The organism is Jeotgalibacillus sp. S-D1 (assembly GCF_004358665.1).
Classification (GTDB): Bacteria; Bacillota; Bacilli; order Bacillales; family Jeotgalibacillaceae; genus Jeotgalibacillus.
Genome location: NZ_SMZR01000012.1, coordinates 33,187 through 55,083 on the forward strand (window position 1 = coordinate 33,187; position 21,897 = coordinate 55,083).

At 42.1% G+C, this 21,897-nt stretch carries 25 protein-coding genes; 12 read left to right on the top strand and 13 right to left on the bottom strand.

Annotated features, from left to right (window positions below):
• Positions 1-95: 95 nt before the first annotated feature.
• Positions 96-842: a peptidylprolyl isomerase gene (locus tag E2R51_RS18915; protein WP_133378641.1), complete on the bottom strand. Its 747-nt coding sequence runs from the start codon at positions 840-842 to the stop codon at positions 96-98.
• A gap of 92 nt (positions 843-934) precedes the next feature.
• On the opposite strand from E2R51_RS18915, the gene kapB reads away from it, so the two are divergent.
• On the top strand, positions 935-1,333 hold the full coding sequence (gene kapB / locus E2R51_RS18920; protein WP_133378642.1) for a kinase-associated lipoprotein KapB: 399 nt from the start codon (positions 935-937) through the stop codon (positions 1,331-1,333).
• Positions 1,334-1,416: 83 nt separating this feature from the next.
• Here kapB and kapD read toward each other — a convergent pair whose 3' ends face one another.
• The gene (gene kapD / locus E2R51_RS18925) at positions 1,417-2,040 is read right to left on the bottom strand and encodes a 3'-5' exonuclease KapD (RefSeq protein ID WP_133378643.1); all 624 of its coding nucleotides are present in this window, start codon (positions 2,038-2,040) and stop codon (positions 1,417-1,419) included.
• Positions 2,041-2,303: 263 nt separating this feature from the next.
• Between kapD and E2R51_RS18930 the strand changes: the two genes are divergently transcribed.
• The gene (locus tag E2R51_RS18930; protein ID WP_368773691.1) at positions 2,304-3,590 is read left to right on the top strand and encodes an MFS transporter; all 1,287 of its coding nucleotides are present in this window, start codon (positions 2,304-2,306) and stop codon (positions 3,588-3,590) included.
• Between the two features lie 22 nt (positions 3,591-3,612).
• Positions 3,613-5,463, top strand: coding sequence for a transglycosylase domain-containing protein (locus E2R51_RS18935; protein ID WP_133378645.1), 1,851 nt, complete (start codon positions 3,613-3,615; stop codon positions 5,461-5,463).
• A gap of 203 nt (positions 5,464-5,666) precedes the next feature.
• On the opposite strand, the gene E2R51_RS18940 is transcribed toward E2R51_RS18935, so the two are convergent.
• Positions 5,667-6,236, bottom strand: coding sequence for a DUF5366 family protein (locus tag E2R51_RS18940; RefSeq protein WP_240733140.1), 570 nt, complete (start codon positions 6,234-6,236; stop codon positions 5,667-5,669).
• 364 nt (positions 6,237-6,600) lie between these two features.
• Between E2R51_RS18940 and E2R51_RS18945 the strand changes: the two genes are divergently transcribed.
• The 7 genes from E2R51_RS18945 to mnhG are packed head-to-tail and all read left to right on the top strand — an operon-like array spanning position 6,601 to position 12,395.
• Positions 6,601-9,006 (top strand): Na+/H+ antiporter subunit A, encoded by a 2,406-nt coding sequence (locus tag E2R51_RS18945; protein WP_133378646.1) that lies wholly within the window; start codon positions 6,601-6,603, stop codon positions 9,004-9,006.
• Positions 9,003-9,428: a Na(+)/H(+) antiporter subunit B gene (locus E2R51_RS18950; RefSeq protein ID WP_133378647.1), complete on the top strand. Its 426-nt coding sequence runs from the start codon at positions 9,003-9,005 to the stop codon at positions 9,426-9,428. Before E2R51_RS18945 ends, E2R51_RS18950 begins: the two co-directional genes overlap by 4 nt.
• The gene (locus tag E2R51_RS18955; protein ID WP_133378648.1) at positions 9,428-9,769 is read left to right on the top strand and encodes a Na(+)/H(+) antiporter subunit C; all 342 of its coding nucleotides are present in this window, start codon (positions 9,428-9,430) and stop codon (positions 9,767-9,769) included. Before E2R51_RS18950 ends, E2R51_RS18955 begins: the two co-directional genes overlap by 1 nt.
• The gene (locus E2R51_RS18960) at positions 9,762-11,243 is read left to right on the top strand and encodes a Na+/H+ antiporter subunit D (protein ID WP_133378649.1); all 1,482 of its coding nucleotides are present in this window, start codon (positions 9,762-9,764) and stop codon (positions 11,241-11,243) included. Before E2R51_RS18955 ends, E2R51_RS18960 begins: the two co-directional genes overlap by 8 nt.
• 6 nt (positions 11,244-11,249) lie before the next feature.
• Complete coding sequence (locus E2R51_RS18965) at positions 11,250-11,726, top strand: Na+/H+ antiporter subunit E (RefSeq protein WP_133378650.1); 477 nt, start codon at positions 11,250-11,252, stop codon at positions 11,724-11,726.
• Complete coding sequence (locus tag E2R51_RS18970; protein ID WP_133378651.1) at positions 11,726-12,010, top strand: Na(+)/H(+) antiporter subunit F1; 285 nt, start codon at positions 11,726-11,728, stop codon at positions 12,008-12,010. The genes E2R51_RS18965 and E2R51_RS18970 overlap by 1 nt, the downstream gene beginning before the upstream one ends.
• On the top strand, positions 11,994-12,395 hold the full coding sequence (mnhG, locus tag E2R51_RS18975; protein ID WP_133378652.1) for a monovalent cation/H(+) antiporter subunit G: 402 nt from the start codon (positions 11,994-11,996) through the stop codon (positions 12,393-12,395). Before E2R51_RS18970 ends, mnhG begins: the two co-directional genes overlap by 17 nt.
• 24 nt (positions 12,396-12,419) lie before the next feature.
• Here mnhG and E2R51_RS18980 read toward each other — a convergent pair whose 3' ends face one another.
• From E2R51_RS18980 to E2R51_RS19005, 6 genes are all read right to left on the bottom strand, one after another.
• Positions 12,420-12,788 carry a DUF2188 domain-containing protein gene (locus E2R51_RS18980; protein WP_133378653.1) on the bottom strand — a complete coding sequence of 123 codons (369 nt, stop codon included), beginning with the start codon at positions 12,786-12,788 and terminating at the stop codon, positions 12,420-12,422.
• A 64-nt stretch (positions 12,789-12,852) separates the two neighbouring features.
• On the bottom strand, positions 12,853-13,251 hold the full coding sequence (locus tag E2R51_RS18985) for a hotdog fold thioesterase (protein WP_205703352.1): 399 nt from the start codon (positions 13,249-13,251) through the stop codon (positions 12,853-12,855).
• Between the two features lie 241 nt (positions 13,252-13,492).
• On the bottom strand, positions 13,493-13,726 hold the full coding sequence (locus E2R51_RS18990; RefSeq protein ID WP_133378654.1) for a hypothetical protein: 234 nt from the start codon (positions 13,724-13,726) through the stop codon (positions 13,493-13,495).
• A gap of 89 nt (positions 13,727-13,815) precedes the next feature.
• On the bottom strand, positions 13,816-15,144 hold the full coding sequence (locus E2R51_RS18995; protein WP_133378655.1) for a Na+/H+ antiporter family protein: 1,329 nt from the start codon (positions 15,142-15,144) through the stop codon (positions 13,816-13,818).
• A 220-nt stretch (positions 15,145-15,364) separates the two neighbouring features.
• Entirely contained in the window at positions 15,365-15,589 is a 225-nt protein-coding gene (locus E2R51_RS19000; RefSeq protein WP_133378656.1) for a DUF3892 domain-containing protein, read from the bottom strand.
• 117 nt (positions 15,590-15,706) lie between these two features.
• The gene (locus E2R51_RS19005; protein ID WP_133378657.1) at positions 15,707-17,218 is read right to left on the bottom strand and encodes a leucyl aminopeptidase; all 1,512 of its coding nucleotides are present in this window, start codon (positions 17,216-17,218) and stop codon (positions 15,707-15,709) included.
• A gap of 144 nt (positions 17,219-17,362) precedes the next feature.
• On the opposite strand from E2R51_RS19005, the gene E2R51_RS19010 reads away from it, so the two are divergent.
• Both E2R51_RS19010 and E2R51_RS19015 read left to right on the top strand, forming a co-directional pair.
• A complete protein-coding gene (locus tag E2R51_RS19010; RefSeq protein WP_133378658.1) occupies positions 17,363-17,845 on the top strand; it encodes a divergent PAP2 family protein in 483 nt (160 codons plus the stop codon).
• 20 nt (positions 17,846-17,865) lie between these two features.
• Positions 17,866-18,675, top strand: a complete 810-nt coding sequence (locus E2R51_RS19015; RefSeq protein WP_133378659.1) for a cobalamin-binding protein — start codon at positions 17,866-17,868, stop codon at positions 18,673-18,675.
• A gap of 40 nt (positions 18,676-18,715) precedes the next feature.
• Here the strand turns inward: E2R51_RS19015 and E2R51_RS20105 are convergent, their stop codons facing one another.
• From E2R51_RS20105 to E2R51_RS19030, 4 genes are all read right to left on the bottom strand, one after another.
• A complete protein-coding gene (locus E2R51_RS20105; protein WP_304999977.1) occupies positions 18,716-19,384 on the bottom strand; it encodes a 3D domain-containing protein in 669 nt (222 codons plus the stop codon).
• Positions 19,385-19,578: 194 nt separating this feature from the next.
• Entirely contained in the window at positions 19,579-19,905 is a 327-nt protein-coding gene (locus E2R51_RS19025) for a YuiB family protein (RefSeq protein WP_255509770.1), read from the bottom strand.
• Positions 19,906-20,082: 177 nt separating this feature from the next.
• Positions 20,083-20,202: a YuiA family protein gene (locus tag E2R51_RS19905; RefSeq protein WP_165967281.1), complete on the bottom strand. Its 120-nt coding sequence runs from the start codon at positions 20,200-20,202 to the stop codon at positions 20,083-20,085.
• Between the two features lie 194 nt (positions 20,203-20,396).
• Complete coding sequence (locus E2R51_RS19030) at positions 20,397-20,885, bottom strand: NUDIX domain-containing protein (protein ID WP_133378660.1); 489 nt, start codon at positions 20,883-20,885, stop codon at positions 20,397-20,399.
• Between the last annotated feature and the right edge of the window lie 1,012 nt (positions 20,886-21,897).

Below are 21,897 nucleotides of genomic sequence, written 5' to 3' on the forward strand. Positions count from 1 at the left end.
TTTCACTTGCAACAATGAGGTGAACGGAGCGGAAAGCGCACTGAACCGGTTAAAAAGGCTGAGACATTTGTCCCAGCCTCTTTCATTCGCCTGCATTATTCTTTCGTGACCTTAATGGATTCAATGATCACGTCTTCATTCGGTTTGCTGCTTTGGGGGTCTACTTCCACTGCAGCGATTTCATCGACTACATCCATACCGTCAATAACCTGTCCAAAAACCGTATGAGCATTGTCCAGATGCGGCGTGCCGCCATTTTCTTCATACGCCTGAATGATCTCTTCTGGATATCCTGCCTCTGTCATTTGACCAATTAAACTCTCATCGGCTTTTGTGTTCTGCACAATAAAAAATTGGCTTCCATTCGTATCAGGTCCAGCGTTAGCCATTGATAGCGCCCCGCGCAGATTAAACAGTGATTCGGAAAATTCATCTTCAAATGATTCACCATAAATGCTTTCTCCACCTGCTCCTGTGCCTTCAGGGTCACCACCCTGGATCATGAACTCATTCATTACCCGGTGAAAGGTTACTCCATCGTAGTAGCCATCTTTACTATGTGTAAGAAAGTTTTCTACTGTTTTTGGGGCATACTCAGGGAAAAGCTTAATTGTAATTACACCCTTGCTGGTTGTCATCTCAACCACCGGTTCATTTTCTCCCGCTTCTTCACTCAGCTGCGGGTAAACTCCCGGTTCACCAGCAGGTTCTTCAGTACCTTGCTCGGTTTCTTCTGAAGAATCCGCCTCTGAATTTTCATTGGATGCTTCTTCATTGCCGGATCCGCATGCAGCCAAAAACAGCATCAATACAAAAACAATACTCATTAACTTAATTTTCATATATTTCGCCTCCATAAAATACTTTACCGTAAAAAGCACAAAAAATCATCCGTTTCCTTTACAATATATTCATGATGAAAGGAGAGATAAACATGTCATCATTTGAAATTGGACAAGTTGTGCGTGCGTTTTATAAAACAGGTGCCTATATAGGACAAATTACAGAAAACAAAGGAACCTATGCAGTCGTGCAAATTAAGGAAGTAACAAGGCATCCAAGACAAGGAGATCTGCATAACCCAAACGAAGCGGAAGTTCCATTATTCCATGAACGCAAAGCCCTCTCTTTTAACGAACGAGCCAATATCCCTATGAATATGATTAAGCCGTATGATGGAATGGTCGGTGATTACTATGAAAGCCTTAAATCTCAGGTGGCAATACTTGAAAATGAATTGGCAGCAAAGTCCGGCGCTTTTAACGAAAAAAGTCTGAAGGCTCTCCAGGGTGTAAAAAAAGAATATGAATTAATGTATTCCATTAATTTTTAATATGAGTGCGCTCTGTTAGATTCAAAATAAACTAAATAAAAAACGACAGAGAACAAACCAGCCAGTTCGTTCTCTGTCGTTTTTTATTGAACAAGCAAGTGCTGGAGTTTTGATAAATCGATGCGTTCACCAATGGTAGTAGGCTCCAGTTTATTAAGATAGCTTTTATCTTTTTCAACGAGCTGGTAAATATGGTAGGTGGTCATGGCATCATCCAATGCCTTGTGATGGTTACCTACGCCGTCTCGTCCGTATTCCTGTACCGCCTTCCATAATCCCGTTTGATTTCGATCCCCAAAAAATCGTTTGTACTCCATTGAAAGATCAATAAACTCTCCCGAAAAAGGAAATGGCAGCCGCGCCCTGTCACAATTTTGCCTCAGTACACGCATGTCCATATTTCCCCAGGTAACTACTTTGTTATTTCCCCCATTATTCAAGCTGGCGAGATATTTTACAAGTGCTGCAAGTGTAATCCCGCTGTCCACATTATCCTGGGTAATACTTAAAAATGAGCGGCATCTTCTTGACAGCCGTTTAAATACTCTGGGCTTCACATAACTGGAAAATTGATTTGATTCTGTCCGTTCCTGAACGCTAATCAAGCCCACTTCAATAATCTCCGGAAAAAATCCTTTAGGTCCTTTTCCTTCAGGCATCGAAAATTCAAAGTCAATAAAGATTAACGTTGGAGCATTCCCATTCATACGTTTTCTCCCTTCTCTGTACAAACCGTAAGTGAAAGCTTGTCCTGGCTTGTCCAGCTTTGATCTCTACAAAACCATATGCAAGATCTTTATCTATAAGCTTTATTAATCCCGTCTTGCACCTTGGACTCTTCCAATATAAACGACTCTTACCGATTAAGATTTTGATTAATTATAACACGGTTGTGCAGGGAGAAGGGATTGAAGTCTGAATTTTCTTGCGACAATTCCTGATGCCTTTCTTCTATTGCGCTCAAAAATCGATGCTGTATAATTATTTAGAAAAACGAAACATTACGGGCAATGACTCGTGTCAGTTCCAAGAAAAAGAAGGTGTCATAATGACAATCGAAAAGAAAAACTTACTTATTATGTGGATTGCAAATTTCCTGGTTTCTGCAAGTGCAACCATGATTCTGCCTTTTTTGTCGTTATATATTGATACGATGGGGAATTTTTCGGATGATTACGTTCAAAGATGGTCAGGTCTTGTTTTTGGCGTTACCTTTTTAACCGCATTCCTGGTTTCGCCCATCTGGGGCAGATTTGGCGATCGTTTCGGCTATAAGCCGATACTACTTATAACAGGTTATGGAATTGCACTAAGTATTTTTTTGATGGGATTTATTCAATCGGTCCATGGTCTTTTTATTCTAAGGATGTTTATGGGGATCGTCACCGGTTTTATCCCGACGTCTCTTGCACTTATCTCTTCTCAAACCCCTAAAAGTATAGCCGGCAGAACCCTGGGAACTCTTCAAATGGGGACTGTAACCGGCGGCTTATTTGGTCCGCTTATAGGCGGATTTATGGCGGATTCTTTTGGCTTCAGCTACACCTTTTTGATTACAGCGGCCTCAATTGCCGTTGCAGCCACTGTTGTTATGATCGGTATTTCAGAAAAGAAAAAAACAGCCGATAATAAAAATAAGGATGCCTATACAAGAAAAGAGGTTCTCCGGCATATTGCACATAACCGGCTTTTACTGACCGTCATGATCCTTTCTTTTATGGTGCAAATGGCCAACTTCAGCATCCAGCCTCTTCTTGCCCTATATGTAGGCACTCTTACCGCAGCAGCCAATATTGCCTTTTTGTCAGGCCTGGCGTTTTCTGCCACCGGATTTGGCAATTTGATCGCCACCCGGTCATGGGGACGACTCGGCGATGCCATAGGTTACGAAAAAGTCCTGACATTGCTGTTAATTTTGTCCGCGCTTTTTATTATTCCGCAAGCACTTGTAACAGAGCTTTGGCAGCTAATTATTTTAAGGTTCCTGTTTGGGATAGCAATAGGCGGTATTATACCAAGTGTTACCGCTTTTATCCGTCATGCAGCTCCTGTTTCCATGCAGGGGGAAGTGCTTGGGTATAATCAAAGCTTCCGATTTCTAGGTAATGTTGCAGGACCTGCATTTGGTGGAATTATCGCTGGATCTATAGGGATTTCTTCTGTGTTTTATGTAACCGGCGGGTTATTCTTATCCGCTTTTATTCTCTTATGGTGGAGCCGCAAACAAGTAATGTCTGCAGATGGACCATCAGGTTAATTTAAGAAACGAGTGAACCATTATGCGCATAATCATTGGATATGCAGCTATAGCGCTGCTGACTACTTTATGTATTTTCCTTTTGATCGGAACTCAAAAAGAGTATCAACGTATTACTTCTTTTAACGAAGCCCTGTCCGCAGAGGTTGGTGAAAGTGCAGCGTTACCTCGGGAGACAAGCTTTCTGACCGACCGTTATGGAAAGCGTTTTTCTAAAGCCTCCCCGGACTTTCGTCTGTATGCAGAAGGCGAAGACCTTCCCGAATTTTTAAAAGAGATGACCGTATATTCTGAGGATCGCAATTTTTATGATCACATTGGCATTGACGCAGGCGCCATATTACGTGCAGTGGTTAAGAACCTGGTGTTCACTCATATTGAGCAGGGCGGAAGCACCATAACGCAGCAGCTTGCGCGCAATCTTTATTTAACGCAGGAAAAAACCTATAGCCGTAAATTGACGGAAATGGTCTATGCCTACAAGCTTGAGCAATCAATGACCAAAGATCAGATATTAGAAAGCTATTTAAACAATATTTATTACAGCAACGGCATTTTTGGAGTTCGGTCAGCTGCTTTCTACTATTTCCAAAAGGGTCTGTCTGAGATGACTGATGCACAGCTTGCATTTTTAGCCGCCATACCAAATAATCCGGAAAAATACGATCCAGTTAAGCATTTTGATGCGGCAAAGGATCGGCAGGAACGGCTGCTTGATTTAATGGCAGAAGAAAAAAACATAACAGCAACAGAAGCTGACAAAATAAAAAGCGAATCCATCGCTTTAGATTTATATGAAGATGCCGACCTCTACCCTGACTATGCCGTATATGTTGAAAAAGAACTGATGGATTTGATATCGATGTCAGAAGGCTACACTGAAAGAATTGAGAAGGCGCTATCCCAGGAGGAAAAATCCCGGATATTTGATGAACTTTCGGCAAGAACCCGTCTAGTCTTGGATTCCGGGATAACAATCCAGACTGCACTTGATCCCGCTCTTCAGGAAAAAAGTGTGAGCTCGCTGCGCAAGCATCTTCCTTATAAAAAGGTAGAAGGCGCAAGTGTTATTATCAGAAATGATACACGTGAGATTGTCAGTGTCACCGGTGGCAAAAACTATCAAAAGTACAATTTTAACCGCTCCTATCAGGCGGTGAGGCAGCCCGGTTCAACAATCAAACCGCTTTTGGTATACGCTCCCTATATTGAACAGTATCGTCCGCTGCTGTCCCAGCTGGTAAAAGGACACAATTATTGCACTGAGAGCTATTGTCCGGAAAATTACGGAGGAGCTGTATATGGCAAGGTTACTCTTTCACAGGCATTTACTCAGTCCTTAAATACGCCTGCAATATGGCTTCTGGACCAACTTGGCATTCAACCGGGCTTTGACTACATGAAACCCTACCGATTCAAGCATCTTGTAAAAGACGATTACTCTTTAGCTGCTGCTGTGGGCGGTTTTACTTACGGAATGACTCCATTGGAATTGACAGACGCCTACACAGGTTTTATTGACGGAACCTATTCCAAATCTCATGCAATTCAATCTGTTAAAAACAAAGCCGGTGATGTACTATATGAATGGCCGGCAGAACGAAAGGAAATATGGTCTGCTGAGACGACTGAAAAGATGAGAGAGCTGCTGTCAGCAGCGGCGACATCCGGTACAGCAAGGCCCGCTTTTGTTCATAAACCTTATGCCGGCATCAAAACTGGAACAACCAATCAATTTCTTGATTTCTGGACCATGGGATTAACAGACCAATATACTGCGGGGGTATGGGTAGGTCACGATCTTCCAAAAAGCATGGAAGGCATTGAATTGGACCGTCCCGCCCAGCATATTTGGCGCGATATGATGAAATAATCAGAGGCTGTGACCTAACTCCAAGACTCATGTAAATTGAGTCAGTTGCAATTGTAACGATGAGGTGAGCGGAGCGGTATGTGGCGACTCCTACAGGATTTGACTCGCTTGAGCCGGATAGAAAAGGATGAGACACATTTGTCCCATCCTTTTTTATTTACTGAGTTTTCTTCTGCTTTTTTACTCTTCTGACCGAAGATTTTTTATACCTGTTTCAATATTGGCAGACTTTCCATAATGCCGTTATACAGACTTGCCGCAACAAACAGAACACTCGATAAGAGGAGAAGCCAGGTCATGATTTCAAATAGAATAACCCCGACTGTACCTTTCAAACTGAGCTTTGAACTTACTTTCACAACAAAATAAATAAAATAGATAAATGATGTAATGAGAAAGATAACGAACAGGCCGATAAATGAATGCAGACTGACAGCACTGAGCAGTGATCCTGTTAGATAAATCATCGACCCTGACCTCGCCTGCTGCAGCGCCTTTCCATCTCTCTCCTTTGAGAAAAACAGCAATGCGGCAGAGTTTATTGTTTCAGCAATTAGCTTCAGAGATGCAAGTATCATAAAGAAAATGATCATCAGCCCAAACAGTATAACTATTTTAAGCTGAATGTCAGTAAGAAATTCCTTCATTCCAGCATAAATGCCTACCGCTTTAAAAAGATCAATGCAAGATCCCACTCCGTATACAGAAAAAGTCAAGCTGAACATGAGGATTGAAAAAAGAGGAATATAACCTGTTATGTATGTATTTTTCATTTCTTACGCTCCTTTATTCCATTACATAATAATGGTTTGCAGGTGGAAAGAAAAGGTCCTGATAAAGAATTTTGTCAATAAAAGTCGGAAAACAACCGCCAATATTCGACAATATCATGAAAAATTTTAATTATTTATCCCTCTTTCTACATATATATAGACAACTGCAAAGTGCAGAAAGCCGGAAGTTTCAAGCATGCACAGATTGTTTATTTACGTTATACTTTTATCAGCGTAATCAATTAGTCATGTCAAAAGGACTGCGTATGCAGGCAGAAACTGTGTGCAGATGTAGCCCTTTTTTACATGTGCAGGTCCTGTTTAGGGGAACCTATTGTGATGTATGTTAAAGGAGGGATTTTCGTTGTCGCTGCTTCACCTAGCCATCGTACTGCCATTTTTGTCGGCAGTATTTATCCCTTTTCTTTTTAAGGGATTGCGAAATATTCACACGGGATGGTTTGTACTGCTTGTGCCTCTCGCGTTGTTTATTTACTTTATTCAGTACATGCCTCTCACCAGAGACGGACAAACCGTTACAAGAACGCTTGAGTGGATTCCTTCTTTGGGAATTAACTTTATTGCTCATGTTGACGGACTAGGTTTATTGTTTGCCATGCTCATTACAGGGATCGGAGCACTCGTTGTTTTGTATTCCATCTACTATTTAGCGAAAGAAAAAGAAGCATTGCATAACTTTTATGTTTATTTGCTGATGTTTATGGGGGCCATGCTTGGTGTAGTTCTATCAGATAACCTGATTGTTCTATATATGTTCTGGGAATTCACCTCGATCTCATCTTTCCTTTTAATTGGCTACTGGTATGATCGTGAGCGGTCCCGTTACGGGGCGCAAAAATCAATGTTAATTACCGTTTTCGGCGGTCTTTCGATGCTTGGAGGCATCGTACTCCTCTACATAATGGGCGGTACGTTCAGCATCCAGGAATTGATTGGAATGTCATCCGGTTTTATGACAGACCCGCTGTTTGTTCCGGCACTTCTACTTATTCTATTGGGTGCCTTCACAAAGTCTGCTCAATTTCCTTTTCACATCTGGCTTCCGGATGCAATGGAAGCACCTACACCTGTAAGTGCCTACCTGCACTCTGCAACGATGGTTAAAGCAGGGATTTACCTTGTTGCAAGGATGAGTCCTGTATTTGCAGAATCAGAATTATGGTTATGGCTGGTTGCAGGATTCGGTATATTCACCCTGTTCTGGGGATCATTTAATGCTGTTAAGCAAACAGATTTAAAAGCCATATTAGCTTTTTCTACTATTAGTCAGCTCGGGTTAATTATGTCCCTGCTTGGACTGGGCGCAGCTGCACTGCATTTTGATCAGCTTGATGATAACGTGTATATGATTGCAACAATTGCTGCAGTATTCCATCTGATTAATCACGCTACCTTTAAAGGAAGCCTGTTTATGATGGCGGGCATCGTTGATCATGAAACCGGAACACGTGATATACGCAAGCTTGGCGGTTTGGTCAATTTAATGCCAATAACTTTTACAATTGCCATCATTGGCTGTTTTTCGATGGCAGGTCTCCCTCCTTTTAATGGTTTCTTAAGTAAAGAAATGTTTTTAACAGGGATGATTTCTGTATTTGAATTGGATATTTTTAATTTAAGCACCTGGGGCGTTTTATTCCCTGTTTTAGCCTGGATCGCGAGCGTCTTTACGTTTGTCTACAGCATTAAGCTTGTGTTTAAAACATTTTTGGGAAAACCTCAGTTCGAGAAACTTCCTAAAAAGCCTCATGAAGCTCCGGTGGGAATGCTGATTTCCCCGCTGATCCTGGTTGCACTTGTCATCGTTTTCGGTTTCTTCCCGAACTTGCTGTCTAACAGCATGATCAAGCCTGCAGTAGAATCCATACTGCCGAGCCTGGTGGATGCAGGTCAAACGGTAAAGGTCGATATCTATTTCTGGCATGGATTTACACCAGAACTATTTATGACAATTGGAATTATTTTGACAGGAATCGTCCTGTATTCCACTCTTGCAAAATGGGAGAGCATATACAATCGCATTCCACATCGATTTACCTTAAATGGACTGTATGACGGCGGTCTTTCCAGAAGCGAGACTGGAGGCTACCGATTAACAAACGGCGTAATGACAGGATTCATGAGAACGTATCTTGTGTATATCTTCTCTTTCTTTACTGCTATCCTGTTATCCACCCTTTTGATTACGGATGGTTTTTCAATCGATACCTCGAATCTGGCAGAAATCCGCTCATATGAGGTCATCTTGGGCCTTGTACTCGTTTCAGCTGCCGTGACGATTCTTTTTGCGAAGTCTCGTCTGACATCCATCATATCGCTGGGTGCTGTGGGGTATTCTGTCGCATTATTCTTTGTACTGTTTCGGGCACCGGATCTGGCTCTTACACAACTGGTTATTGAAACGGTATCAGTTGCTTTATTCCTGTTGTGCTTCTACCATCTGCCTGAGATAAGCAGAAAAGAAGAGCGAATGAAATTCCGTCTAGGAAATGCGGTTCTGTCCATTACGGTAGGACTCACCATGACACTTATTGCCATTTCTTCCTTCAGCAGCCGTTCATTTGAGTCAATATCTCAATACCATATTGACAATGTGTACGAATTAGCAGCTGGCGGCAATATGGTTAATGTTATTCTCGTTGATTTTCGTGGTTTCGATACTTTGTTTGAAATCTGTGTATTGGGAATTGCATCCTTTGGAATCTATGCAATGGTTCGTTTCCGCGGTGTAGGGAGGGAAAATGAATGAAAAAACCGAATGATTTGATCCTGAAAACTGTAACAAAAGTCATTTCATTTATCATTATTTTATTTTCACTTCATCTTTTCTTCGCAGGCCATTATGAACCCGGCGGCGGATTTATTGGAGGCTTAATGACAGCGGCGGCGCTTGTTCTATTGCTGCTGGCCTACGACATGAAAACGGTAAACACCATCCTGCCATTCAATTACAAAATAATGACCGCACTTGGTTTATTAATTGCTGTTTTGACTTCAGCTGGTGCATTGTTATTCAACGTTCCATTTTTAACACATGCTTATGATTATTTTGAGCTTCCTTTGTTAGGTGAAACATCACTTCATACTGCTGTTTTATTTGATATAGGTGTGTATTTAGTCGTTATAGGTATAACAATGACCATTATTCAAACGATAGGGGAGAGTGAATAATGGAGATTCTAATGTCGATCGTAATCGGGATTTTATTTACCTGCGCAGTCTATTTGATGCTTTCAAAAAGCCTGCTGCGCATTATTATCGGAACTGGTCTTCTAAGTCATGGGGCTCATTTGCTTCTTCTTACAATGAGCGGATTAAAAACAGGAGCTGCACCGGTTCTGACAGAGGGGATTACAAATTATACAGATCCTCTGCCACAGGCTTTGGTGTTGACGGCCATTGTTATTAGTTTCGGGGTAACAGCATTTTTCCTGGTCCTGGCGTACCGTGCTTATCAGGAATTAGGAACAGACAATATGGAGAAAATGAGAGGTACTGAAAGCCATGATTAATTTACCTCTCCTTCCCATTTTAATTCCATTGCTAACAGCTGTAATTTTAATGTTTTTCCCGAAACGTATTGCAGCTCAGCGGCTGATTTCAATAGTCGCAACCATTGGAACGATTATTGCGTCCGCAGTGTTAGTGGCAACTGTTAAACAAAACGGCATCCAGACCCTTAACCTTGGCAGCTGGCCGGCGCCATACGGCATTCCACTGGTATCAGACATGCTGTCAGCCCTGCTTGTGCTGACGACTAGTATCATTGTACTGTTTGTGGTCTGGTATTCGATTTTTTATATGGGAAAAGAGCATGAAAGCTTTTTCTATTATATCGGCATTCAATTTTTAATGGTTGGCATCAACGGTGCTTTCACAACCGGTGATATATTTAACATGTTTGTATTCTTTGAAGTGTTTTTAATTGCATCCTACCTGCTGATTGTTTTGGGAGGAAAAAAGGCACAGCTTCGAGAATCAATTAAATATGTTTTAATTAACGTTATTTCATCCGCTCTGTTTGTTTCAGCAGTAGCTTACTTATACGCAGTTGTAGGCACGTTGAATATGGCAGACGTTTCACAGCGGATAGCAGAGATTAATCAGCCTGGTATTGTCACGGTTATTGCTATCCTTTTCCTTTTAGTTTTCGGCCTAAAAGGTGCGATTTTCCCACTGTACTTCTGGCTGCCGAGTTCATACCACGCTCCTCCAATTCCGGTGCTTGCTTTATTTGGAGCCCTTTTAACCAAAGTGGGTGTGTATGCGATCATGCGTACGTACACGTTGTTTTTCTACCATGAAACCGGCTATACACACGTCATATTAGGTGTGCTGGCCCTGTTAACAATTATTGTGGGCTGCATCGGAGCCATTGCTTATCGTGATGTTAAAATGATTATTATTTACAATATCATGATTGCAGTCGGCGTCATTTTATATGGGGTTGCAGTTATGACCCCAGATGGACTGGAAGGAGCTGTATTCTATCTTCTGAATGATATGGTGATTAAAGCCGCTCTGTTTATGCTCATCGGTATTATGATGGCGATCGTCGGTTCCAGTCATTTAAAAGATATGGGCGGATTAATTAAACAATATCCCTGGGTAGGCTGGACGTATTTTGTTGCTGCACTTTCTCTAGCCGGGATACCGCCGTTAAGCGGCTTTGTTGGAAAACTGCTGATTATTCGAGGCGGCTTTACCGCTGGTGATTTTGTAGGACCGCTATTGATTCTGGTATCCAGCTTAGTTGTTCTGTATTCAGCAATGAAGATTTTCATAAATGGCTTTTGGGGAACGCCAAAGGAGTATCACGGAGCAAAAAAACACCTTGCTTTCCGCCTGTGGATCCCTGCTGCTGCACTGATGGTACTTGCAGTGGCCTATGGTGTCGGAGCAGAAGCGGTGCGTCCGTTCATCACACAGGCAGTGGAACCACTCGTAAACCCTGCAATCTATATAGAAGCAGTGCTAAAGGAGTAATGTGATATGGCATTTCAACTATTGTTAAATTTCTTTCTGGCGTTCCTATGGATGTTTTTACAAAGTTCTTTTACATTAGCCAGCTTTATAATCGGCTTCTTCCTGGGAATTGTTGTTATTTATGCAATGAGACGATTTCTTAGTACCCGCTTTTACATGGTTCGTGTACTTGCGATATTTAAGTTAACAGGCATGTTTATCTGGGAATTGATCAAGGCGAATTTTGAAGTGCTGGCCATTGTATTAAAGCCTAAAATGAATATGGAGCCTGGCATTTTCAAATATGACACTGAATTAAAACATGATTGGGAAGTCACATTGCTTTCTCTTCTGATCACCCTTACACCCGGCACCCTGGTAATGGATGTGTCGGATGATAATGGTACACTTTATATTCATGCTTTGAATATCCCAGACGTGAACAGCGCCATTGCATCCATTAAAGATGGCTTTGAAAAAGCGATAATGGAGGTGAGCCGATAATGTTAGACATTGTCGTATCCATCTCCCTTGTTGCAGTGGTACTGTCTATGATCGGAATTGTTTATCGTGTGATTAAAGGACCTACTACCCCGGATCGGGTCATAGCGCTTGATTCACTGGGGATCGGTTTGATTTCCGTCATAGGTCTTATTTCTATCCTGATGCGCACAAGTGTTTTCTTAGAGGTTATTCTCTTGCTTGGGATATTAGCTTTTATTGGGACAGTCGCCTTTTCCAAATATCTAGAGAAAGGGGAGATTATCCAACGTGACCGGGATAAGTGATTTTATCATCGTCTTTTTCGTAGCAGTGGGTGCATTTTTCAGCGTCGTAACAGCGATTGGCTTAATACGTCTCCCTGATATATATTCCAGAACCCACGCTGCTTCAAAAAGCGCGACTCTTGGCGTTATGTGTATACTGATTGGTACCTTGATTTTCTTTTTTACAGAGGAAGGGCTCTTTAACTCACGGGTAGTGCTTGGAATATTCTTTGTTCTGATTACTGCTCCTGTCGGAGGACACTTAATTGCCCGTGCTTCATACAGCTCAGGCGTAAAACTGTGGGAGAAATCCATTCAAGATGATCTTGCCAATAAAGAGGAATACGAAGAAAAAAACAGAAAAATCAATGCAGAAAAGAACCAAATCAAAAAAGAAGGATCCTGACAATAAGTCAGGTATCCTTCTTTTTTACTTTTCGTATAATGTATGGTCTTCTGAACCATCTGCCTTATATACAACCAGTATTCCATCATGTTTCGTTACATAGGGCTTTGCTTTTTCTTCTAAATCCTTTTTGGTGCTTTCCACGAAGATAGCGCGGTCTTTGCCCTTTTGTTTTAACTGCCAGCCGTCATCGTGTTTTGTAATATGATACTCTGTCTGGTTATCTTCACCCTGCATTGTCTTTTTTGCTTGTTCAGTAGCAATTGCGATAACCCGGCTTTCCTCGTAATCTTCATCACGCAACAGAGCATTTCCAATCTCAATTGCTTTATTCCTCACGTCTGAATTCAGATTTTTCCATGAATCAGGGTAATTATTCTTATTCCATGGCATGCAAATCATCCTTTCGTGTTAAATAAGATTATTACGTATTTTCCACGAAACCCCTTAGCTAAACTTACATCGTTTTCTTTTCCACAACCGCTACGGTACATCTTGAAATGCACAGCAGCTGATCTTCTTCATCTGTAATTTTTATTTCCCAAACCATCGTCGTGCGCCCCTGATGAAGCGTTTTTGCTTTCGCCGTAACGACTCCGTCTTTTTTTGATTTAATATGATTTGCATTTATTTCAAGACCAAAGCAGATATGTGTGTCCAGGTTAATCAACGCGACTGATCCATAGCTTGCGACCGTTTCAGCCAGTGCTACTGAGGCTCCCCCGTGCAGGTATCCAAAAGGCTGACGCGTGCGTTCATCAACGGGCATAGTTGCAGTTACTTCCCCTTTGCCAATCGAAATAATCTCAATTCCCAGTGCTTCTAATAAGGTGCCTTTACTATGTATGTTCTCCATCTGTTCTCCCACTCCTTTTCCCTTGTCTCTTCTATCTTGTATCTCTGCTGTGGAAAAATCAAGAAAATAGTATGTTAAATTCAGCTCATTGCTGTTGCATAAAGTTTCAAAAAACAAAGCTCAGTTAAAGATTGTTGATATTTATCCGCTGTTGATCAGTGCCAAAAACAAAAAAAGCTTTAAGTGAATTAACACTTAAAGCTGTCATAGGCATTTTCCCTTTTGGAGAGGGTCTTGATTTCTAGCGGTAGTAAGGATATGGTCGGGGCGGATATGGATATCCTCCCGGGCCCGGCGGATAATATGGAGGCGGATATGGAGGGTAACCACCACCAAAGTATGGCGGGCGAACCAGCGCACTACCTAAAGCTCCACCTAATAAACCTCCTAAAAAAGGAGCAACGATAAATGGCGCTCCGAAAAATCGGTTCCCGTAACCCGAACGATTATAGTTGTAAACAGGATAATTTGGCATTTCTCTCCCTCCTTCTTCTTTCCTTATATACATATGTGAAAAGAAATGAAGAGGCTGGGCAAATGCTTGAATTGAGAAAACAGCCTATTCTACAAAATAATCGCTGCAATCCATCCAAACAGGACAAGCGGAATATTGTAATGGATAAAGGTTGGTACACAGGTATCCCAAATATGGTTGTGCTGGCCATCGGTATTTAATCCGGCAGTCGGGCCGAGCGTACTGTCGGAAGCAGGTGATCCTGCGTCTCCTAAAGCACTGGCTGTGCCAATTAAAGCGATGGTCGCTAACGGACTAAAACCCAGCTGTACTGCCAGCGGTACAAAGATGACAGCAATAATCGGGATTGTAGCGAAAGATGAACCAATGCCCATCGTGACTAAGAGGCCGACTAAAAGCATTAAAAGTGCGCCAAGAGTCTGATTGCTTCCTATGAGTGATGTTGCGCCGCTCACAAGGTTCTCCACGTCCCCTGTTTCAGTTAAGATAGCAGCAAATCCGTTGGCTGCGATCATAACAAAGCCAATAAACGCCATCATTTTCATTCCATCTGTCATTAAATGATCCTGATCCTGAAGCTTTACCGTTCCTGAAATAAACAAAATAGCGAGTCCAACGACTGCACTAAACACCATTGATTCCAGAGCGCTCTGCACAATAAGGGCTGCAACAATCGCTGTTATGGTCACAATTAAATCTTTTGGACTGATTACTTTGCCAGCCGCACTGCTTGAAGCTGCCAAATCGGCAGCAACCTGCTTGTACTGTCTGGGCTTGCGGTAGCTAAAGAAAACAGCTGTCACCAGACCAAGCACCATACCGGCTGTTGGGATCAGCATTGCCAACGGAATGCTGCTACTATCTATTGCAAGTCCGCTTAATTCCATATTCTTTGCGATCGTATCGTGAAAAAGATAGCCAAAACCATATGGCAGCAGAATGTACGGAGCTGTTAATCCGAATGTTATGACCGTTGCAATCAAGCGGCGGTCCAGTTGAAGTTCATTCATTACCAATAGTAAAGGCGGGATCAGCAAAGGAATAAATGCGATGTGAACCGGCACAACATTTTGTGATAAGCAGGAAACAAATAAGATTGCTAAAACGATCAGTACTTTGGGAAGGGATTTATGGCGTGATTCTCCCCTCTTCCCAACCAGTAGTATAAGCTTATCAACAAGAAGATTCGGCAGTCCGGTATAGGAGATCGCGACTGCAAACCCTCCTAACAAAGCATAGCTGAGCGCGATATTCGCTCCGCCTCCAACGCCTTCTGAAAACACTTCTACAATTTGATCTACAGAAAGCCCCCCGGTAAAACCACCGATGATTCCACCGATAATAAGGGCGATTACGACATTTATTCTGGCCAGGCTTAATATGAGCATAATTAAAACAGCTACAATGACAGCATTCAAATCAATCAACCTCTCTATCTTCACTCTTTAGCTTGCTAAACAGGTAACGTATTAAAACACTATCATACAGTATCAAACCTTTAAATCAGTGTCAACGACTATACTAAAAGTCTGAATTTTAAGTCACCCCCTTTTATAGGGGGGCATAAATTGGGTATCCATGAATAAGTAATCAACAAAAAAAGCAGCATTTAAGCTGCCTGTTACATGTGAATCTATATTAAAAAAGTGGCATTTGGTCCAGGTTATTGCTTTTATCTCCATCAGGAATACTGCGTAAATGACGATCACCATCGCGGCCTTTAAACGTTTGGACGTGCTCAATTTCTCCATTGTCAGCCATTTTCTGAGCTTCTTTATAATCCACTACATTACCAGAAGAAAGTTTTAATTCCACGATGTCGCCGTCTGCATTTTTTCGGACTGCTTCTACTTTTTCTGCCATTTATCCCGCCTCCTTGTGAATTACTATTCCCACTCCAAGGGATCTCATACTTGGCAATACCTGTCCGCCAAATGGAAAAAAGCATCCAGAGCCCGATCGCCCTGGATGCTTTACCGCTTATTCCTTCTTCTCAAGTAAAAACTGCTCCACCAACAGTGCCAGTGTCCGGGTCATAGCTCCGGTTGCACCTGCAGGTCCTAAATAATGAGCTTTTTTTGTTGTTGCGGTGCCGGCAATATCTAAATGGACCCAAGGGGTGCCTTCTGTAAATTCGCCGATAAATGCTCCTGCAAAAATTGCATGACCATCCCGCCCCGGAGAGTTATTCAAATCTGCCACCGGTGAGTTGCGGACACGTTTCTTATCACTTTCTGTATAAGGAAGCTGCCAGATAAATTCACCCGCCTCCGCAGATGCCTCCAGCACCCGCTCAAACAGGGCTTCATCATTGGTCAGCGCTCCGGTTTTATCCAGCCCCAATGCTACAATAACGCCGCCTGTCAGGGTTGCCACATCGACAATATAATTTGCACCATGCTGTTTAGCGTAAGTTACCCCATCGGCTAAAGCTAATCTGCCCTCGGCGTCTGTGTTCAGGATTTCGATGGTTTTTCCGTTAAGAGAAGTAATCACATCATCAGGTTTGAATGCTTTTGAGCTGACCATGTTGTCAGTTGCCGGTATTACAGCAACTACATTTTGCTCAGGCTGAAGCTTACCGATAATTTCCATAGCACCAAGTACAGCTGCTGCTCCACCCATATCTGTTTTCATTCCGACGATGCCATCTTTTCCCTTAATGGAATAACCTCCTGTATCAAATGTTATCCCTTTTCCAACTAAACCTAGTACATCCGTCCATTCTTCTTTGCCCTTATGTTTTAACACAATCATTCTAGGCGGCTCGGCTGATCCTTGATTCACCGCGAGCAAAGCACCCATCCCAATTGATTCCATTTCTTCTTTTCCAAGGATCTCAGATTCAAACCCATACTTTTCAGCCAGATCCAGTGCGTATTCAGCCATCTTGGAAGCCGTAAGGATATTAGCCGGCATGTTAACAAGTGTACGAGCTGAATTGGTTCCTTCTGCCAGCACATGGCCCACTTCAAGCGCTGCATTAATTTCATGAGCATCAGCCTGTGTATAGACTGAGAGCACATCAATGGCTACATCCGGCAGATTGGATTTTTGTTTATATCCTTCATAAGAATAGGTAGCTAATTCAATTCCCTCTGTTAGTGCCTGAGCAACATCGGATTCCTCAATTCCCTCAGCAGTAAACGTATCAAGCGCTACAGATACCTTTTCCACGCGGCTGTCTTTAAGCAGCTTCCCTGTTGCACCGAAAGACTCGCGAAGACTGTCCAATGTCAGATCTTTTTCTTTTCCAAGACCGACAAAGAGAATTCTTTTCGCTTTGCTTTTACCAAGCGAAGGAAGCTTTGTCACCGTTCTGACTTTGGAAGAAAGATCTCCTTCTTTTACTAAAGAAGTAAGCTCACCCTCAAATTCATCATTTAATTCCTTTAATAAGCCCTCAAGCTTTGATGGCTTATTCCAAAGGCCGACCACCAGATAATCATGGGATTCTTCCAGTGGATGTTCATTATGTACTGACCATTTCATTTTAAAACACCTCCACCTTCTATTATACAAGAGAATTCTAACTATTTCGATTCCCGGTACACTCATCAAGGGATTAACAGTGACCCTTTATGATATAATGGCAGAAAATAAAGCAGACTTACTCAGAAAGGGTGCAGCCATTTTATGGAATTATTCACAAATTTTCCGCTATGGGCCTCACTATTTGCTATTTTATTTGCTCAAGTGGTAAAAGTACCCATTCAGTTCATTTTTCTAAGAAGGATTGACTGGTCTCTTGTCACCTCTACCGGAGGCATGCCGAGTTCCCATTCTGCTGCTGTTACTGCCCTTGCGACAGCAATTGCAATTGAATCTGGATTAGCCTCACCTGTATTTGCTCTCGCTACTGTTTTTGCAATTATCACCATGTTTGACGCAACCGGTGTGCGATTTCAAGCTGGAGAACAAGCAGCAGTGATCAACCAGCTGTTAAAGGATTTTAATAAATTTGTTTCAGAAGCTAAAGGCTGGCCTGATAAAGATGAGGAAGAAAAGCGGAAGGAATTAAAAGAGCTGCTGGGGCACAAGCCAATCGAAGTTTTCTTCGGCGGACTGACCGGTATCATTTTAACCCTAATTGTCCACTATTTCTTTTCTATAACTTAAGGAATGGCAGGTGTATTCAAATGAGATTAATCTCGATTTGCCCCAGCAATACTGAACTCATACATTATTTAGGACTAACTTCATTTCTTGTGGCTATCGATGATTTTTCAGATTGGCCTCAGGAGGTTGCCCATTTGCCTCGCCTGGGTCCTGATTTATCGATCGATATGGATCAAGTAGAAGAATTAAAGCCTGATCTTGTCGTTGCTTCATTAAGTGTACCCGGAATGGAGAAAAATATTGAACAGCTGCAAAAGCGCAATATCCCACATATCGTTTTAAATCCTCAAAGCCTCAATGACATTGGTGATGACCTGCTTACTCTTGGAAAAGCAGTGAATTACAATGAGCGGGCGGCTGAAGTTGCAGCCGATTATCATTCTATTATCCGGCAATTGAAAGATGCTTCACTAACCGTTTCATCCCGTCCGTCACTCTATTGGGAATGGTGGCCAAAGCCCGTATTCACACCTGGCGCAGTTAATTGGCTTAGCGAAGTCAGCGAGCTGGCAGGTGGCACAAATGTATTTAAAGATGTACCCTTAGCAAGCGTTCAAACAGATTGGGAAGATGTACTTTTACGGGATCCAGATCATATCTGTCTTGCCTGGGTGGGTGTGAGAACCGAGAAAATAAATCCCCGCCTGCTTTTAAAAAGACCAAATTGGCCGGACCTTAAGGCCATTAAAGAAGACCATGTACATATTTTAGAAGAAGATTTATACTGCCGGCCTTCTCCCCGTTTAATTGAAGGGATATGGAAACTTGGCAGGCTGCTGCATTGGGATGTCTATAAGAATATCGAGCTGCCAACTGTATTTAAAACATAACAAAAACGAAGCGTGTTTATACGCTTCGTTTTTGTTTTACCTAATCGCCATTTAAAGCAACAAGTTCTTTTTCGCTGAATGAACCATCGCCTTCTTTCAGCACATATACATTTACCTTCTTCTTGCCCCATTCATTGAACACATCATCAACCGTATCATAATACAAATCAATAATTTTTCCGTTAATCGCGCTTCCAGTGTCCGCTACTATGCCATATCCGTAGCCGGGTATAAATAAAATTGATCCGATTGGAAACACATCAGGATCAGCAGCTATCGTAGAATACGTATCCCGCTTTACTTTAACACCTGAAAATGTAATGCCGTACAGCTTGTCTCCCGGATTTTTGCCAGTTGACTCTTCCCCTGCTGTGTAGCCTGTTGCGGTTACCTTTTTAGACGGATATTTTTTTATATGGTCAGGGACCACTCCCCTTTTATTTGAGGTTAATTTGGAGGCAATGTATTTCTTTGAAGTATTTTTATGTGCAAGCTTTTTTTCCTGCAACGATACATCCCGATCCTTCAGCAAAGTATTATCTTGTTCTGCTAAAGTATTATCCTGTTCTGCTATTTGCTGTTCTTCCAGGTCCTGATTGCTCCATGTTGTTTTTAACTCTGCTTTAACAACAGGTGTTGCATACAGGGAAGCAATGACTAAAACAACGATCGCCTGAATCATCATAACCGGACGGAAATTTATATTCAATCTCACTCACTCCTTCAAAACTATTCTTTCCCTATTTACAAGAATGCTAACCCTCTTTTTAATGAAGATAGAATCACTTAGCAGCAGCATGGACAAAACTTTCAAACTGCTAAAAGGCTATCACTAAAAACAGAGTTATAGAAAATGTGTAAATATGCAGACAATAAAAAAAGCTCCACGTATCTCGGGAGCTTTTAAAACATCCGGTAACCATTCGCACGTAACCATCTCATGACGAGACCCGCCACGATTGCACCTGCCATACCGCTTGATAAAATTAAAACATCAGCCATTGCTAAAGAACCAAATCGGTCACCGAGCGCTGTAAAAGACTCACCTGGAGATCGAAAATACTGAATGAAGCGAACTTCATCCACAATTAGTATCGTGACGACAGGATAAATAACTGCCATAATCCATGTCATACGAAGCAACATATTTAACAAAAATCCGATGCCGAAAAAGAGCACTAAAAATAACAGCATCGAGATTAACAATTGAGCAATTCCAAACGACCCCAAATGTCACACCTCCACATTCACTTCAACAGTCTACCTTATTTAAGTAGAGGGTGCAATAATCCCTTCCTATTTTTCATGTAGTTGTCACAAAGACATGTGATCAAAAACCTGAGATAAAAACAAAAAACCCGGAAACAATATTCCGGGTTTTACAGAATGGCCGATTGCCATTTTAATTTATTTTTTGCCAGTTCCTCCACAACAAGGGCATGTTTCCGAACCGCCTAATCGCAGTTGAAAATAACCTTGTCCTGAACAATACTCGCATTTGTTGGAATTTCTATTTGTCTTTTTCATTGGGATGCATCCCCTCTCAGCTTGTGGTTGAGAGTAACTATAGCATGCTTGCTTTCGTACTGAAAAGGAGCAAATAAGACGATAATCCGCCATGTAAGCGAATACATATAGGTGTTATCTTCGATTTTCTTTAATTATCAGAAAATTTAGAACTGTGCATTAATTCAATAATTGTTCACATTTAACTTAAAAATTTATAAAAAAAGGTGATAAGCGGAATAATTAAAATGATCCCCTGGATTTTGAAGAGCCTGTTTTGTTAACCCGGCAGGCTTCCCTGCCAGTATCATGGAGGGAATCATTTTAGACACGTCCTGTCTTCTCATCAGCTCATCGGGATCCATCCATTTAACTTCTGCTATTTCTTTTTCCTGCGCAAAAAGGGTTGGATTTACCTCTGTTTGATTAAGAGCGAAAATAATCAAATTATCACTTATTTCGGACTTAATCACACCTGTGCGGAGCCCTATTAACATTTCTACTTCCGTCCTAATGCCCGTCTCCTCCAACACTTCCCTCCTGACGGCCTGATCCGCGGTTTCCCCCATCTCTACAAACCCGGCAGGAAGCGACCAGACCCCCTTCAGGCCACCATATTTCTTTTTCACCACAAGCCACTCGCCTTTCTCATTTTTAACCAAACCAGCAACCGCCAGCCAAACATTCCCCCGTTTACTACTCATTAAAAAACCTCCTATTTTAAATGCGGAAGGCGCTCGTTCAGCCCCGACAAGCATAAGACGCGGTGGCCGAGTGGACGCCCTTTATCCACTGGGTCAGCGTGGCTTATGACCTCGAGGGGCTAGCGCCTGCAGCTGGATAACATTTAAAGCGGAAACAGGCATTTATCTCCGACAGACGTAAGACGCGCAGCCAATTAGGCGCTCTTTGCCTAAATGGCAGCGTGGCTTACGATCCGAGGAGCTGCCTGTTGCAGCTGGATAACATTAAAAGCGGAAACAGGCGTTTAGCTCCGACAGACGTAAGACGCGCAGCCAATTAGGCGCTCTTTGCCTAAATGGCAGCGTGGCTTACGATCCGAGGAGCTGCCTGTTGCAGCTGGATAACATAAAAGAAGGCGCTGTTCAGCCCCGACAAGCATAAGACGCGGTGGCCTAGTGGATGCCCTTTATCCACTGGGTCAGCGTGGCTTATGACCTCAAGGGGCTATATCGCTCATCATTTCCATTATATCGATCACTTTGCTGATTTTATCGTATAACTTTTAAAACTTATCCATCATCTTTCCACATTTATCACTCATCTGCGGCCCGTTTCCGATTTTATCATACATGTTTTCCATTATATCGATCACTTCTCAAGCTTTATCGATCATCTAATTGCTTTTATCATTCATTTAGTTAGTTGCTTTTAACATTCATTCATTTACTGATTACTCAACTACTCTCATCAAATGTGACTGTCCCTTCTCACAAGGAGCCGGCGCCAAAGTTAAAATTCATAGCAAAGTCACGCTTTTTTATCGATCATCATTTCCATTATATCGATCACTTTGCTGATTTTATCGTATAACTTTTAAAACTTATCCATCATCTTTCCACATTTACCACTCATCTGCGGCCCGTTTCCGATTTTATCATACATGTTTTCCATTATATCGATCACTTCTCAAGCTATATCGATCATATTATTGCTTTTATCGGTCACTCAGACGGTCTGTGCGGCGGGCGGTCA

Bases quoted from the DNA above. Each gene is read 5' to 3' on its own strand.
- E2R51_RS18915 (WP_133378641.1), bottom strand. From the start codon at position 842: ATGAAAATTAAGTTAATGAGTATTGTTTTTGTATTGATGCTGTTTTTG.
- kapB (WP_133378642.1), top strand. From the start codon at position 935: ATGTCATCATTTGAAATTGGACAAGTTGTGCGTGCGTTTTATAAAACA.
- kapD (WP_133378643.1), bottom strand. From the start codon at position 2,040: ATGAATGGGAATGCTCCAACGTTAATCTTTATTGACTTTGAATTTTCG.
- E2R51_RS18930 (WP_368773691.1), top strand. From the start codon at position 2,304: ATGCTGTATAATTATTTAGAAAAACGAAACATTACGGGCAATGACTCG.
- E2R51_RS18935 (WP_133378645.1), top strand. From the start codon at position 3,613: ATGCGCATAATCATTGGATATGCAGCTATAGCGCTGCTGACTACTTTA.
- E2R51_RS18940 (WP_240733140.1), bottom strand. From the start codon at position 6,236: ATGAAAAATACATACATAACAGGTTATATTCCTCTTTTTTCAATCCTC.
- E2R51_RS18950 (WP_133378647.1), top strand. From the start codon at position 9,003: ATGAAAAAACCGAATGATTTGATCCTGAAAACTGTAACAAAAGTCATT.
- E2R51_RS18955 (WP_133378648.1), top strand. From the start codon at position 9,428: ATGGAGATTCTAATGTCGATCGTAATCGGGATTTTATTTACCTGCGCA.
- E2R51_RS18960 (WP_133378649.1), top strand. From the start codon at position 9,762: ATGATTAATTTACCTCTCCTTCCCATTTTAATTCCATTGCTAACAGCT.
- E2R51_RS18965 (WP_133378650.1), top strand. From the start codon at position 11,250: ATGGCATTTCAACTATTGTTAAATTTCTTTCTGGCGTTCCTATGGATG.
- E2R51_RS18970 (WP_133378651.1), top strand. From the start codon at position 11,726: ATGTTAGACATTGTCGTATCCATCTCCCTTGTTGCAGTGGTACTGTCT.
- E2R51_RS18980 (WP_133378653.1), bottom strand. From the start codon at position 12,788: ATGCCATGGAATAAGAATAATTACCCTGATTCATGGAAAAATCTGAAT.
- E2R51_RS18985 (WP_205703352.1), bottom strand. From the start codon at position 13,251: ATGGAGAACATACATAGTAAAGGCACCTTATTAGAAGCACTGGGAATT.
- E2R51_RS18990 (WP_133378654.1), bottom strand. From the start codon at position 13,726: ATGCCAAATTATCCTGTTTACAACTATAATCGTTCGGGTTACGGGAAC.
- E2R51_RS19000 (WP_133378656.1), bottom strand. From the start codon at position 15,589: ATGGCAGAAAAAGTAGAAGCAGTCCGAAAAAATGCAGACGGCGACATC.
- E2R51_RS19005 (WP_133378657.1), bottom strand. From the start codon at position 17,218: ATGAAATGGTCAGTACATAATGAACATCCACTGGAAGAATCCCATGAT.
- E2R51_RS19010 (WP_133378658.1), top strand. From the start codon at position 17,363: ATGGAATTATTCACAAATTTTCCGCTATGGGCCTCACTATTTGCTATT.
- E2R51_RS19015 (WP_133378659.1), top strand. From the start codon at position 17,866: ATGAGATTAATCTCGATTTGCCCCAGCAATACTGAACTCATACATTAT.
- E2R51_RS19905 (WP_165967281.1), bottom strand. From the start codon at position 20,202: ATGAAAAAGACAAATAGAAATTCCAACAAATGCGAGTATTGTTCAGGA.
- E2R51_RS19030 (WP_133378660.1), bottom strand. From the start codon at position 20,885: ATGAGTAGTAAACGGGGGAATGTTTGGCTGGCGGTTGCTGGTTTGGTT.